Source organism: Candidatus Edwardsbacteria bacterium RifOxyA12_full_54_48 (assembly GCA_001777915.1).
Classification (GTDB): Bacteria; Edwardsbacteria; AC1; order AC1; family EtOH8; genus UBA2226.
The window spans coordinates 74,925-89,723 of the sequence record MFFN01000004.1; the positions used below are offsets into that span (position 1 = coordinate 74,925).

At 57.3% G+C, this 14,799-nt stretch carries 12 protein-coding genes; 3 read left to right on the forward strand and 9 right to left on the reverse strand.

Annotated features, from left to right (window positions below):
* Positions 1-86: 86 nt before the first annotated feature.
* The 8 genes from A2273_01960 to A2273_01995 form a co-directional block, all read right to left on the reverse strand.
* Positions 87-1,976, reverse strand: a complete 1,890-nt coding sequence (locus tag A2273_01960; GenBank protein ID OGF07259.1) for a hypothetical protein — start codon at positions 1,974-1,976, stop codon at positions 87-89.
* 148 nt (positions 1,977-2,124) lie between these two features.
* A complete protein-coding gene (locus tag A2273_01965; protein OGF07260.1) occupies positions 2,125-2,703 on the reverse strand; it encodes a nitroreductase in 579 nt (192 codons plus the stop codon).
* An 85-nt stretch (positions 2,704-2,788) separates the two neighbouring features.
* The gene (locus tag A2273_01970) at positions 2,789-3,997 is read right to left on the reverse strand and encodes a hypothetical protein (protein ID OGF07261.1); all 1,209 of its coding nucleotides are present in this window, start codon (positions 3,995-3,997) and stop codon (positions 2,789-2,791) included.
* 19 nt (positions 3,998-4,016) lie between these two features.
* Positions 4,017-4,565: a hypothetical protein gene (locus A2273_01975; GenBank protein OGF07262.1), complete on the reverse strand. Its 549-nt coding sequence runs from the start codon at positions 4,563-4,565 to the stop codon at positions 4,017-4,019.
* 159 nt (positions 4,566-4,724) lie between these two features.
* Positions 4,725-8,228, reverse strand: coding sequence for a hypothetical protein (locus A2273_01980; protein ID OGF07263.1), 3,504 nt, complete (start codon positions 8,226-8,228; stop codon positions 4,725-4,727).
* A 2-nt stretch (positions 8,229-8,230) separates the two neighbouring features.
* Entirely contained in the window at positions 8,231-9,991 is a 1,761-nt protein-coding gene (locus A2273_01985; GenBank protein OGF07995.1) for an NADH dehydrogenase, read from the reverse strand.
* Positions 9,992-10,278: 287 nt separating this feature from the next.
* On the reverse strand, positions 10,279-10,761 hold the full coding sequence (locus tag A2273_01990) for an NADH dehydrogenase (protein OGF07264.1): 483 nt from the start codon (positions 10,759-10,761) through the stop codon (positions 10,279-10,281).
* Positions 10,762-10,825: 64 nt separating this feature from the next.
* Positions 10,826-11,041: a hypothetical protein gene (locus tag A2273_01995; protein ID OGF07265.1), complete on the reverse strand. Its 216-nt coding sequence runs from the start codon at positions 11,039-11,041 to the stop codon at positions 10,826-10,828.
* 91 nt (positions 11,042-11,132) lie between these two features.
* On the opposite strand from A2273_01995, the gene A2273_02000 reads away from it, so the two are divergent.
* Together A2273_02000 and A2273_02005 are read left to right on the forward strand one after the other, a co-directional pair.
* On the forward strand, positions 11,133-12,224 hold the full coding sequence (locus tag A2273_02000; GenBank protein OGF07266.1) for a hypothetical protein: 1,092 nt from the start codon (positions 11,133-11,135) through the stop codon (positions 12,222-12,224).
* A 416-nt stretch (positions 12,225-12,640) separates the two neighbouring features.
* On the forward strand, positions 12,641-13,660 hold the full coding sequence (locus A2273_02005; GenBank protein ID OGF07267.1) for a glucanase: 1,020 nt from the start codon (positions 12,641-12,643) through the stop codon (positions 13,658-13,660).
* Between the two features lie 271 nt (positions 13,661-13,931).
* Here A2273_02005 and A2273_02010 read toward each other — a convergent pair whose 3' ends face one another.
* Positions 13,932-14,258, reverse strand: a complete 327-nt coding sequence (locus A2273_02010; GenBank protein ID OGF07268.1) for a hypothetical protein — start codon at positions 14,256-14,258, stop codon at positions 13,932-13,934.
* A gap of 147 nt (positions 14,259-14,405) precedes the next feature.
* On the opposite strand from A2273_02010, the gene A2273_02015 reads away from it, so the two are divergent.
* On the forward strand, positions 14,406-14,786 hold the full coding sequence (locus A2273_02015; GenBank protein ID OGF07269.1) for a hypothetical protein: 381 nt from the start codon (positions 14,406-14,408) through the stop codon (positions 14,784-14,786).
* Positions 14,787-14,799 lie beyond the last annotated feature (13 nt).

Below are 14,799 nucleotides of genomic sequence, written 5' to 3' on the forward strand. Positions count from 1 at the left end.
CCTGAATTCAAAATCAATGTCAAGCAGGATTTTCTAAACAAAAAGCCGTGGCTTATGTAAGCCACGGCTTGAAATGAATTTGATGGTCAATCCTGCTTCACCGCCAGCTGGCTGGCGGCCTCCACCAGCTTGATGAACTCGGCCCGGTACCCCTCGGTGTCATTCCCCCGGGAATTTCTGGCCAGCTCCAGCACCTGCCTATAGCTGGCCTTTCCCTTGTGCTCCGAATCCCTCAGCAGCAGGCCGAACTCGGCCACCGCCGAGGCGAAGCGCAGGTCCTCGGGAAGCATGGCCAGATCCGCCCCGCCGTCACGGACCGGTTTGGATATCAGCTGGCTGGTCTGCCCGTCGGGGTCCTTGTAGCGCAGTTTAACCGTCATCAGTTCTCCGGAGAAGCTGCCGCTGGGCTTTGCCTCGACCTTCTGATATTTGAGGTCGTCTACCTTGGATATTCTTTCCTTCGACCCGGCCGGCACCAGCTCGTAGAGCGCGGTGACGGTATGGCCCACCCCCAGCTCCCCGGCGTCCTTCTTGTCGTCGTTGAAATCCTCCTTGTTGAGCATCCGGTTCTCGTATCCGATCAGCTTGTAGGCCTTGACCCGGGCCGGGTTGAACTCCACCTGGATCTTGACGTCCTTGGCGATGGTGAACAGGGTCCCGGCCATCTGGTTGACCAGCACCTTTTTGGCCTCGGTGATGTTGTCGATGTAGGCGTAATTGCCGTTGCCCTTGTCGGCCAGCTGTTCCATCCGGGAATCCTTCAGGTTGCCGCTGCCGAAGCCCAGCACCGAAAGATAGATGCCCTCCTCCCGCTTCTGCTCGATCATCCTGATCAGCTCGGAGGTGCTGGAGACCCCCACGTTGAAATCGCCGTCGGTGGCCAGTATCACCCGGTTGTTGCCGCCCTTGATGAAGTTCTCCTTGGCCGTCCGGTAGGCCAGCTGGATCCCGGCCGCGCCGGCGGTGCATCCCCCGGCCTCCAGCTTATCGAGGATGTCCAGTATGGCCTTCTTGTCTTTCCCCGAGGTGGACGGCAGGACCAGGCCCTCGGAGCTGGCGTAGACCGCAATGGCGATGCGGTCGTTGGGGCGGAGCTGATTGACCAGCATCTTGAAGGCCGACTTCAACAGGGGCAGTTTGTCGGGGCTCTGCATGGATCCGGAGACGTCTATCAGGAAGACCAGGTTGCTGGGGGGCAGTTTATCGCGGGATATCTCCCGGCCCTTGATCCCTATCCTCACCATCCGGTGTCCGTTGTTCCAGGGGCAGGGGCCGGCATCGGCTATGATGGAGAAGGGACGGCCGTCGTCCGGCAGGGGATAATTATAATCGAAGTAATTGATCAGCTCCTCTATGCGTACCGCATCCTTGGGAGGCAGCTGGCCGTAGTTGAGAAAGCGGCGGACGTTGGCATAGGAGGCCGGGTCGACGTCGATGGAGAAGGTGGACAGCGGGTTCTGGGTGACCTCCAGAAAGCGGTTCTCGTAGATCCGGGAATATTCCTCGGTGTTGTAGTCCGGCGGAAGATAATAACCGCCGGTTTGGTCGCAGACTGAAGGCGCCATTTCGCAACAGGCGATCTTGGAAGAGCGCGAAGCCGGAAATTTTGCCTCATCCTTGACCAGCCCCAGGTTCTGCAAAAGTGTTTTGCCCTGTTTCTTCAACTTGAATTCCACCTTTACCGTGGAGTTGGTCTTCACCTTGACCTTTTGGGTCTGGCTTTGATAGCCGGCCAGGCTGGCCTCCACCTTGTAACTTCCTTCCGGCAGCCCGGTGAACTGGTAATGTCCGATCTTATCGCAAACCGCAATATAACCGGTGCCGGGTATTGTTACCGTGGCTCCTGACAATAATTTGGAACTGGCATTATCCCTTACCGTACAATCGATAATGCCTGTCCCGGCGGCGCCGATAAGGCTGGCCGAGATCAAGGCCAGCCCCGCGGCTGCGATCAGGGGGGAGATCCTGCTTTTCATCTTCGTTTCTCCGGTTTATGGGTTGATTATTAAGTTGACTGCCCTATATACGCCCTGCCGGAGAAAAATATTCCCAACATTTTATTTTTCTTGGATACAATACGGAAAGCCCCGGTTTCCCGGGGCTTTGGTAAATTATTGATACTATTTAATATTCCTTTATGATCATCTCGCTGAGCGATCTTTTCGGTACATGGTGCGCCTGCTTGTCGTCCCGCCAGTATTTTATGCTTCCGTTGACCGCCACATCGTCGATCACCACCGTCTCAGCCGGTTTGCCCAGGGCTATCACCAGCGGTATCTCGTATTGTTCGTCGATCTCAAGCGCCTTTCTCAACCCCTCCCGGTCCACCGATGCCAGCAGGCAGCCGCCCAAACCCTTCTCCACCGCGCCTAAAAGGATGCTCTGGGCGCAGATCCCGGCATCGTAATGCAATTTGCTGGGGCAGACGGAGGTGTCCCACAACATGATCATATAGGCCGAAGGCCGCTGGCCCTGGGCCGGACCGTTCCAGTCCTTCAGGTATTTGGCCCAGGCCATGAACGGAAATATCTTTTCATTGGTATCGATATTGGAGACCAGTATATATTTCAGCGGCTGAAGATTCCCGGCCGAACCGGACAGCCTGGCCAGTTCCGCCAGTTCCCGCAGGGTAGGCAGATCGATCCTGTGATCCTGGTCGAACCTCCGATAGCTCCGGTTCTTTAGGATAATGTCTTTTAACATGATTTTATCTATTTTTCGGATTCATTCAACTGTAGGGGATGGTTTCAAACCACCCCCTACAGGATATCATGCCATGAATAAAAGGTTATTTCTTCCCCTTAAAAACAAACCTCCCACCCTTGTTGATATACCCCCACACCCCCCCGGTGACGCTGCCCTTGGGGTTCATCTCCCCGCCGATGTTCACCAGAGCCAGCCCGTCTTTAAAATCCCAGGCGAAATCGAATTTATTATCGATGACCATCCGGCCCTTCCGGTCTATGAAGCCCCACCTGCCGCCGGCCACCATGCCGTTCTCGTTCATCTTTCCCCCTTTGTTGACCAGGGCCAGCCCCTCGGAAAAATCCATGGCCCCGTCGTACTGGGGCACGATCACCACTTCACCGGTCCGGTTGATATAGCCCCGCTTGCCGCCCACCCTGACCGCCGCCAGGCCTTCATGAAAATCGGAGCCGGCATCGAAATGCGGAGCGATGGCCAGCGCTCCGGAAGTGTCAATATAGCCCCATTTCTGGCCGCTTTTGACCGAGGCCAGCCCTTCCGAAAAGGCGTTGGCATCCTCGAAGTATAATTGGCTGATCTTGTTGCCGGACCTGTCTATGAACCAGATCTTGTCATCCAGCCGCACCACCGCCCGGCCCTGGGAGAAATTGGAGGCGTAGACGTATTGAGGCTCAATGACCATTTTCCCGGTTTGATCTATATACCCGTATTTGTCATTCTCCCTCACCGGGGCCAAGCCCTCGGAGAAGTTCCGGGCGTCATTGTATCTTATTTCTACGGCGGCCTTGCCCTGCTGGTCTATGTATCCATACCTATCGTTCAGCCGGACCAGGGCCAGTCCCTGGGAAAAACTGCGGGCATCGTCGTACTGCGGTTCGACCACCATCTTGCCCTGGCGGTCGATGTACCCCCGTTTGCCGTCCGACAACAGCCCCAGCTCGTTGACCTTCCCGCCGATATTGACCAGCGCCAGCCCCTGGGAGAAATCCTTGGCGTCATCGAACTGCGGATTGATGACGATCCTGCCCTTGGGTTCTATGTAGCCCCATTTGCCGCCGATCACATAGCCCATCTCGTTCTTGCTGCCGCCGATGTTGACCAGGGCCAGCCCTTCCGAAAAATCGAAGGCCCAGTCGAACTCCGGCTTGATGGTCATCCTGCCCCGGGCGTTGATATAACCGAATTTCCCGGCAGACATGACTGGAAAAAGCTTGACCTGCTCATCGGCCCCGATGGCCAGCGGCCCGGCCATTACGATCAGGCCCGCTAAAATGACAACCACCTTTTTCATCTTACCCTCCGTCAGTGTGTTACTTATCCTCGCAGCCCCCGCAGCAGCTCCCTTGTTCGTGATCGTGGTCATGGTCGTGTCCGCAGTCGCCGTGCCCGCCGCCGCAGCCCCCGCAGCCTTTATGATAGCCCTCCGGCACCTCTCCGGCTTCGATCAGTTTGAGGTCGAAGGTCAGGTCCTTGCCGGCCAGGGGATGGTTGGCGTCCAGGGTGGCGTGGGTCTGGCTTAGGGCGGTGATGGTCACCGGGACCTGCTGGCCATCCTCCATGCTCAAATGGACCCGCTTGCCCAGCTCCGGTTTGGCATTGGGGCCGAACTTGTCCAGTTCCACCTCCACCACCATTTTGGCATGATGCGGACCGTAGGCCTGATCGGCCGGAATGGTCACCTTCTTGCTCTGGTTCAGCTTCATGCCCTCGATGGCCTGGTCGAATCCCGGGATCACCTGGCCCGAGCCCAGAATAAATTCCAACGGATCGCCGCCTTCGGAGGTATCGAATACCGTTCCGTCGCCAAAGGTCCCGGTGTAGTGCACTTTTACCAGATCGCCTGATTTTGCCTGAATCATCTGTTCTTCCTTGTTATCATTGAAATTTCTCTCGCCTTTAGAATAAGGGAGTTTTGCTGTTTTTAAGGATAATCTATTTGCCGTGGTATGTCAATTGATATTTTCAAACAAGTAAACGGCCCAGACATAATGTCTGGGCCGTTGTTTACAGGATTCAAATTACCGGATCAGTCCCTCTTTCTTCTTCAGCTCGGCCGCCTTCTTCTCCATCACATCCGAAGCGAACCCGGCAGCGATGGCCTTGCCCTTCTTCAAAGTGGGCAGGCCGAATTGCTTTTGGCCGGCCTTTCCCTGGGGCAGGTTTGGCAGGGCTGAGCCTCCCAGCTCTATCAGCACCTGCTTGGTGGTCTTCCCTGAAGCCGGCTTGATGCCGGCCTTGAGGTGCTGCAGCCTCCCCTCGCTGTTGACGAAACTGCCGTCGCTCTCGGCCCAGGCTGAGACCGGCAGGACAATGTCGGCCAGCTTGGCGGTCTCGGTCAGGAACAGGTCGCAGACAATGAGCTTTTCCAGCTTGGCCAGAGCGGTCTTGATCTTGTCCCCGTTCTCCAGGCTGCCTGCCGGGTCCTCGTTGAGCAGCACCGCTGCCTTTATCTTGCCCTTCAGTATCCCGGAAACATCGATGTTGACAAAGCGGTCCACCCCGTTGGCGTTGGCCTTGGCCCGCAGGGCGATGAAATTCTCCGGAACATCCATCAGCAGAAGGATGTTGGCAATGGCCTTGATGGTTTCGGGATCCACTGCATCGGCGTTGAATGCCAATATTGAATTCTGGTCTTCCAACAGCAGTTTGGCCAGGCTCTCGATATCGGCCTTCTTCCATCCGCTGTTGGTTGTCACCGCGGCGGCGCTGAGCTTGCCCAGGACCTTGGCCAGTTCCTTGTATCCGGGATATTTGGACCGGCACTTGGCCAGCAGGGCTTTGAGCAGGCCGTTCAGGGCGAAGGACAACCCGCCTTTTTTAATGACCAGTTCCTGTGCGGCGATCTCGCCCAGCTTGGTGGCCTTCTCCTGCAGGGAGTAAACCTTGGATCCTTGTTTGACCGCCTTTCTGATCATCTGGGAGAACACCGGATGCTCGGCATAGGCATCGGACCCGATCAGGAAAATGGTCTTGGCCTCGGACAGCGACTGGTAACCCCTGCCGTTGGCCTTGCCCAAAATATTCTCCATGGCATTCATCAGCCGGCCGTTATCGACGCCGGCAAAGCTGCCGAACTGTTTGACGCCCTTCTTCTCGGCCCAGGAGCGCAGGCCCTCGGCCTCTTCGAGGCTGGTCCGGCCGGAGGCGAATACCGCCACCGAATCCGGCCCGTATTTTTTTACCATGGCGTCTATATCCTGGTTGACCTTGCTTACGGCCTCGGGCCAGGCGATCTTCTGGTGCTTGGCTCCGGCCTTGGCCAGCGGTTCGGCCAGACGCTCCGGACTATGAAGCAGTTCGAACCCGAACTTGCCCTTGAAGCACAGCGAGCCTTTATTGACCGGGCTGTCCTCGTTGCCGGTGACCCGGACCACCTTGTTGTCCATTATATTCAGGTCCAGGCCGCAGCCCACTCCGCAGAAGGTGCACACCGAGGGGATCTTATCCATCTTCCAGGGCGAGGGCTTGATGTGCCGCACCCTTTCGGTCAGCGCCCCCACCGGGCAGGTCTCGATGCAGGCTCCGCAGGACACGCAGGGCGACTCGGGATAGGGCTTCTCCATGGTGGGCGCCACGATGGCGTTGAATCCGCGGTAGACGAAGCCCAAAGCCGCCGCCCCCACCACCTCCAGGCACATCCTGACGCAGCGGCCGCACATCACGCACTTGCTCTGATCGCGCACCAGGAAGGGATGGCTGTGGTCGATGGGATGCTGCTTGACCTCGCCCATGAAGCGCTGGACCATCACGTCGTAGACCGTGGCGTAGTCACGCAGCTTGCACTCCTGCATGTCGGCGCAGCCGCACCCCAGGCATCGCTTGGCCTCCTCGATGGCGGTGATACGGGAGAAGCCCTTCTCCACCTCGTCGAAATTCCTTCTTTGGGAGGGCTCCAGCATCGGCATCTTGGCCTTGGCCTTTTTGGGCTCATCGGCGAACAGCTCCTTGGGCACCTGGTTGATCTTGCCCTTGGTGATGTTGTATTGTTTTGCTTTCTTCTCGGTCTTGTCGTATCTCAGGTATTTGTCGATCGCCAGGGCCGCCTTGCGGGCCCCTCCGATGGCCTCCACCACGGTGGCCGCCCCGGTGGCCATGTCTCCGGCGGCAAATATCTTGGGATCGGCAGTGGCCCCGGTCTCGGGGTCGGTCTCTAGGGTGGTCCAGCGGGTCACTTTCAGATTGTGATTCTCGCCCAATCCGGACAGGTCGGGGCTCTGCCCGATGCAGGAGATGATCAGGTCGGCCTCGATATGGAAATCTGAATTTTGGACCGGCACCGGACGGCGGCGGCCCGAAGCGTCCGGCTCGCCCAGCTCCATCTTCTGGCAGGAGATGGCCCCGTTCTGGTCGTGGGTGCAGGCGATCACCCGGGTGGGGGCGGTCAGGAACTGGAACCTGACCCCCTCGTGCTTGGCCTCCTCGATCTCGAAGGGATTGGCTGGCATCTCCTTTTCCGAACGGCGGTAGACGATGAACACCTCCTCGGCCCCCAGCCGCAGGGAGGTCCGGGCGGCGTCGATGGCGGTGTTGCCGCCGCCGATCACCGCCACCTTCTTCCCCACGTTGAACTTCTCGCCCATGGTCAGGCGCTTCAGAAAATCTATCCCGGCCACCACTCCGCGGTCCTCCTCGTTCTCCACCCCCATCCTGGAGGAGGCGTGGGCCCCCATGCCCAGGAATACCGCGTCATACTGGTCTTTCAGGCCCTCCAGGTCGATATCCTGGCCTAATCTTTGGTTGTATTTTATCTCCACCCCCAGGTCGGTGATGGTCTTGACCTCCTGGTCCAGCACCTCCTTGGGCAGGCGGTACTGCGGAATGCCGTAGCGCAGCCATCCGCCGGACTTGGGCAGGGCCTCGTAGATGGTGACCTGATGGCCCTTCTGGCGCAGGTAATAGGCGGCGGTCAGCCCGGCCGGGCCGGCCCCCACCACCGCCACCTTCTTGCCGCTGTTGGGCGCCACCGGGGGCAGGTACGGCTGGCCGGAGTTGAGGTCAAGATCGGCCGCATGCCGCTTGAGGTAGCATATGGACACCGGCTCCTCCACCAGGTTGCGGCGGCACTCGGTCTCGCAGGGATGCGGGCACACCCGGCCCAAGCTGGCCGGAAGAGGCAGGGTCTCCTTGATCAGCTTGATGGCCTCGGCCTCCATGCCGTTGGCTATCAGCGCGGTGTAGCCCTGGACGTCGCAGCCGGCCGGGCAGGTGTCCACGCAGGGCCCGATGCAGTCGCCGGAGTGGTTGGACAGCAGCAGTCCCAGCGCCATCTGGCGGGCGGCCCTCACCCGGTCGTTGTCGGTCTCCACCACCATCCCGTCCATCACCTTGGTGGCGCAGGCCGGCACGAAGCCCCGGGCGTTCTTGACCTCCACCAGGCACACCCAGCAGGAGCCGTAGGGCTCCAGCTTGCTGTCGTGGCACAGGGTGGGGATGAAAGTTCCCTGGTCCCTGGCCACCTCGACTATGGTCTGATTGGAATCGCAGGCGATCTGTTTGCCGTTGAATGTGATGTTTATCTGCATTTCTACCTCACCTTTATGGCGTCGAATTTACATTTGGTCACGCAATTGCCGCACTTGATGCAGGCCTCCTGGTCTATCACGTGGGGTTTCTTCACCTGTCCCGAGATGGCCGTCACCGGACAGACCCTGGCGCAGGCGGTGCAGCCCACGCATTTCTCGGGTACGACCTCGTACTTCAGCAGTTCCTTGCAGGAATGGGCCGGACACCTCTTCTCCTTGATGTGGGCTTCGTACTCGTCACGGAAATATTTGACGGTGGTCAGCACCGGATTGGGCGCGGTCTGTCCCAGCCCGCACAGCGAAGAGATCTTTATCTTCTCGGCCAGTTCCAGCAGCAGCTCGATGTCGCCCTCTTTGCCCTGTCCCTTGGTGATCCGTTCCAGGGTCTCCAGCATCCGCTTGGTGCCCACCCGGCAGAAGGTGCACTTGCCGCAGGATTCCTTCTGGGTGAAATCCAAAAAGAACCGGGCGATGTCCACCATGCAGGTGGTGTCGTCCATCACCACCATGCCGCCCGAGCCCATGATGGCCCCGGTCTGGCCCACCGAATCGTAGTCCACGATGGTGTTGCCCAGGGCCGCTGGGATGCAGCCGCCCGAGGGGCCGCCCATCTGCACCGCCTTGAAGCTGCGGCCGTCCTTGATGCCGCCGCCCACCTCGTGGATGATCTCGTTGATGGTGATGCCCATCGGCACCTCCACCAGACCGCCCCGGGCGATCTTGCCGGCCAAAGCGAATACTTTTGAGCCCTTGCTCTTCTCGGTGCCCAGCGAGGCGAAGGCCGCCGCCCCGTTGAGGATGATCCAGGGCACGTTGGCGAAGGTCTCCACGTTGTTGATGTTGGTGGGCTTGCCCCACAGGCCGGACACCGCCGGGAAGGGCGGCCTCAGACGGGGCATCCCCCGCTGGCCCTCGATGGATGCCATCAGGGCCGTCTCCTCCCCGCAGACGAAGGCCCCGGCCCCCTCCTTGATCTTCATCTCGAAGCAGAACTTGGTGCCCATGATGTTCTGGCCCAAAAAGCCTTTCTTCTTGGCCTGCCCGATGGCCAGCTTCAGCCGCTCCACCGCCAGGGGATATTCGGCCCGGACGTAGAAATAGCCCTCGTCGGCCCCGATGGCGTATCCGGCGATCAGCATCCCCTCCATCACGTTGTGGGGGTCGCCCTCCAGCACCGAGCGGTCCATGAAGGCCCCGGGGTCGCCCTCGTCGCCGTTGCAGACGATGTATTTCTTGCCGCCCTGGGAGCCCCGGGCGAACTGCCATTTGCGCCCGGTGGGGAAGCCGGCCCCGCCCCGGCCCCTTAAGCCCGAATCCAGCACCTCCTTGATGACCTGGTCGGGCGACATCTTCCTGAGGGCCTTCTCCAGGGCCTGGTACCCGCCGTGGGCCATGTAATCCTCTATCTTCTCGGGATCCATCTGGCCGCAGTTGCGCAGCACGATCCTCTTCTGCTTGGCATAAAAGCTGTCGTCCGGCAGGGCCCGGTCGCTGGCCCTCACCAGCCATTCGGCCACCGGCTGGCCCTGGGTCAGATGCTGGTCGACGAAGCGCGGCATCCTGTCCGGGGTCATGTTGCCGTAGGTGTAGACCTGGCCGTTCTTGTGGTGGACATCCAGCAGTACTTCGCTGTAGCACATGCCCACGCAGCCGGTGTCGGAGACCTGGACCTTGAGCCCGGCTTTTTTGAGATTCTCCATCAGGGCGGCCTTGACCTTGTGGCCGCCGGCCGCAATGCCGCAGCTGCCCAGGCCCACCACTATCCGGAAGTCCGGCGCTGACGGCTTTTTTACGGCCTTCTTTTTGGGAAGGGTTTTGGCTTTAGAGGTCGCTTTTTTCAAGACAGGATCCTCCTTGTATATGAAGTAATTTTACAATCCATGGGCCTCTCTCCGTTGCGGGGAGAGGTTGGAGAGGGGTCAGAACCGGATTCCCGGTTTCTCGGGAATGACACGACAGTAATAAAATTCTGCAATGATCCGTGTTTATCCGTGTCCCATTTCTTAATAACATCCCTCTCCTAATGCTTTAGGGGAGGGTTAGGGTGGGGTCAGTACTCCTTTACCGCCTTGATGGCGCTCTCCGGGGTCAGCCGGCCGAAGGTGTCGTTGTCCACCATCATCACCGGGGCAAGACTGCAGCAGCCCAGGCAGGCCACCGATTCCACCGTGAACTTGCCGTCGGCGGTGGTCTCCCCGTCCCTGACGGTGAGGCCGGCCTCGATGGCCGCGCTGACCTTCTCGGCCCCCCCCACGTGGCAGGCCGTCCCGTGGCACACCCGCACCAGATGCTTCCCTATGGGCTTCAGGCGGAACTGGGTGTAAAAAGTGGCCACCCCGTATATCTGGCTCAGCGGTATCGCCAAACCCTCGGAGATGGCCCTCAAGCTGTCCTGCGACAGGAAACCCAGCGCCACCTGCACCTCCTGCAGCACCGGGATCAGCGCCCCCTTGTTGCCCCGGTATTTGGCCAGGACCCGGTTGATCTTCCCGATATCGGGATTGGTCTTGGTCTTTCCAGCAGCCTTCTTCATATATCTCTCGCATTTTTATGTTGTTTAACATGGAAAGGCATTTTAACATATAGCCTGCCGCAGTTCAAGACAATTTTATATGCGACATTTCCTTTGACTCCACGTTAATGTTTATCGTATAATTTCCCCTGTTGCCAAGCAAGGCAATAACCTTTTCAACATCAACAGCCCTCCCCTTGATCCCCTCCTTGATCAAGGAGGGGACGGGGGGTGGTCTATGGGTTTTACACAATAAGCCCTTAAAACTAGGGTCGCTTAATTTATGAACCAGAGACTTCAACTCAACCCCTCTCCCTCTTCTCTTTAAAAGAGAAGGGGATAAATGGGGATGAGTTTGTATGAAATCAATTATATTTACAATGATACCATAGATGACCTCCCAGATACCAAAACCCTCCCCCCGCCTGCTGCATATCGACTGGGTCCGCGGCCTAGCCGTGCTGTGGATGATCCGGGGCCATGTGATGGACGCCTTTCTGTCGCCGGCCTTCCGGCCGTCCCGGGCCTTCGACATATGGCAGATGCTGGGCGCCTACACCGCCCCGGCCTTTCTTTTTTTGGCCGGGTTGTCGGTGGGCCTGAGCTATGCCAAGATAGACCAGATGGACATCCCTTTCGGCAAAAGGCTGTGGTTCTCCACCCGCCGTGGTTTGGAGATACTGGGCATAGCCTACCTGTTCCGGCTGGAGGAATACCTGCAGTGGGTGCCGTACTCGAAGTGGCGGGACCTCCTGAGGTTCGATATCCTCAACAACATCGGGGTGTCGCTGGTCCTACTGGGACTGCTTTTCGCGGTGATACAAACCAACCGCCAGAGATACTGGGCCCTGGCGCTGACAACGGTGCTGGTGGCCCTGGCCTCCCCGGCGGTCTGGAGCTCCCCGGCCATAAACTCGCTGCCCTGGTTCATAGGAAATTTCTTCAACTCGGCCGTGGAGTACGGGCACTTCCCTGTCTTCCCGTATTTTGTTTTTGTGCCGGCCGGGGCCATGGTGGGCCTGCTGACCAGGCGATTCCGGGGCGACAAATTGAAGCTGATCCTCCTGCACTACGGGCTGATCGCCGCCGGGATGCTGCTGATGCTGGGCGGGATCTGGGCCGCCGTCAGCATCCCCCATTCCCATGGCTGGATATTGTTCTACAACAGTCCGGAATATTCCTTTATCCGGATAGGGATGCAGGCCGTGCTGCTGTCGGGATGTTTCTTCCTGTGCCTGTTGTTCAAAGCGGAGAGCTTCTCCTTCATGCGGCTGATGGGCCGCCACTCGCTGATGGTCTACTGGGTGCACATCGCCCTGGTCTACGGCCGGCTGACCTCCGGCCTGCAGAGAAATTTGGATTGGCCTCAGGCCATATTGGCCCTGGTCCTGACCGTGGCCCTGATGATCCTGCTGGCCTGGACGGTGGAGAATTGGGCCAGGATAAGACCCCGCCTGCCCTTTCCCGCGAAATACACGAAATAATGATTATGACTGTAGGGGCGGGTTTAAAACCCGCCCCTACATAACATGAAAATATCCTGTATAACGTGGGGACATGGCGCGCCATGTCCCTATGCGTTTCCCTCTCCCATCGGGGGAGGGGCAGGGGAGGGGTCAGACGTCGAAAATGATCTCCGCCGTATAACCATCTTTCGTCCTTTCTGCTCTCAATCCGTGGACGGCACTGTCACCCATTCGGCTTGTCAGGCAAGCTGGCCATCTCAGGGTGACAGTGCCGCAAGATGCAGGCAGCCGGACACGCCTGCCTGCACTGCAAAGGAACTTATCCCAAATTTCGTCCCCTGTCAATTTATTTTTGCTATTGGTTGACTCTGCCCCAAAAGTGCTTTATAATTTATTGTACATTCAGCTGACAAACAACAAATCTAAGGAGCATCATGGAGCGCATCGTCGAGATCCTGAGGGACATGGAGGCCATTCACTCTCCTTCCGGATTCACCAATCAGATCATGGGATACATTGAGGTGCTGGCCCAGGGCGCCGGGGTAAGCACCAAACGGACCAATAAGGGCGGCCTGGTGGCCGGAAACCATCCCCACCCCCGGCTGGTGGTGGCCGGGCATGTGGACACCCTGGGGGCCATGGTCAGCGGCATAAACTCCGACGGCAATCTTTCCCTCACCAAGATCGGCGGGCCCATCCTGCCGTCGTTCGAGGGCGAGTATGTCACCATCCGGACCGTCTCCGGACGCGAGTTCCGTGGGACCCTGCTGCTGAACAACCCCGCCGCCCATGTCAACGACGAGGCCGAGAAGACCGTCCGCAAGGCCGAGAACATGCACATCCGGCTGGACGCCGAGGTGGCCAAGAAGGAGCAGACCGAGGCTTTGGGCATCCGGATCGGCGATTTCATCTTCTTCGACCCCCGCTTCGAGTACACCGAGACCGGCTACATCAAATCCCGCTTTCTGGACGACAAGGCCGGCTCGGCCGCCATGCTGGACGCCATGCTGACCCTGGGGGCCGAGAAGCTCAAAGCCATCCCGGTGGCCTTCTTCTTCTCCAATTACGAGGAGGTGGGGCACGGAGCCGCCTCCGGCCTGCCGGAGACCGCGGTGGAGATGCTGGTAACAGATATGGGGGTGGTGGGCGAAAAGGTGGAGGGCGATGAGAGCTCGGTGTCCATCTGCGTAAAGGATTCCACCGGGCCGTATGATTACGGCATCCGCTGCAAGCTGACCGAACTGGCCGAGAAGAACAAGATACCGCACAAGCTGGACGTGTTCCCCCACTACGGTTCGGACGGCTCGATTGCCTTGATAGCCGGGTACGATATCCGGGTGGGGCTGATCGGCCCCGGGGTCTCGGCCAGCCACGGCATGGAGCGGACCCATTTGAAGGGCCTGAACGCCACCCGGGACCTGATGCTGGCGTATATACGGGAGACCCTGGGATAACCATCCCTAATTCTCAGACTGTCACCCTGAGAAAACCAACCTGCCCGGCAAGTTGAATGGGTGAGGGGTGGTCTATTTTGCCCCTTCCCGAAGCGGGAAGGGGTTTCTTATTACCCCCTCCGCATCGGAGGGGGCAGGGGGCGTGCATTGCGAGAATACTGCGTAGCTTTTCTTATGAAGCAATCCACACGACCGTTTTGTCATTCTCGCGCAGGCGGGAATCCAGTAATAATAAAAAAGGGGCGCTAACAGCGCCCCTTTTGCTTTTATATTATTCACAAATTTCTTTTACAACCCGATTTACTAAATCCAGTTTTTCTATACTTTGTTTGGATAATTTATCAGTTATTTCAATTATTATTTTCTTCTTCCGCTCAGGTCCTTCGGAAATATTGAAAATATCAGCGATAGTTACATTTAAAGCATTTGCTATTCTTGAAATTGTTTCTATGGTTGTGTTTATTTCTCCCCTTTCTATCTGTCCGATATATTTTTCATGAATGGATGCCTTCACTGCAAGCTTATCTTGAGTAAAACCGGCATCTTTACGTAGCTTTTTTATTCTCTGTCCAATCAATTTTAAATCTTTATCAGCCATACAATGCTCCTATTTCTTGCACTTATAGTAGCATTAAAGCCGATTATATTTATACCATATTATATCTATACTTTTCTCTTGACAAGTATAGTTTAATAGTGATATTATTTCTAAAATGACATTAATAACTAATGAAAGGATCCAAATATGTTTCACAAAAGACTTTTAACCTTGGCGTTTATATTTGGTTTAGGAATTATTGGCTGCGCCACAACACATATGACAAAAATGGATAGCGAAACTCGGCAACCCACAACTAATGTTGATATCTATACGGATAAAGCAAGCGTTAAAGTACCTTATAAAGAAATCGCTATTCTTAATGCTGAAGGCGGCGCTTATGCTTCCCCAGAAAAGGTTATGAATTCGTTAATTAAAAAAGCTAAAAAAATTGGTGCCAATGCAATTATATATGGTGGTCAGGGGAGTAAGACCAATATGTCCACGTTAGGTGGTGGTTTGTCTGCAAATACGGTCAACACTGCCGCTGCAATTGCAATTGTTTATTTAAATGAAACCCCAAAATAAAAGGCTTTAAACC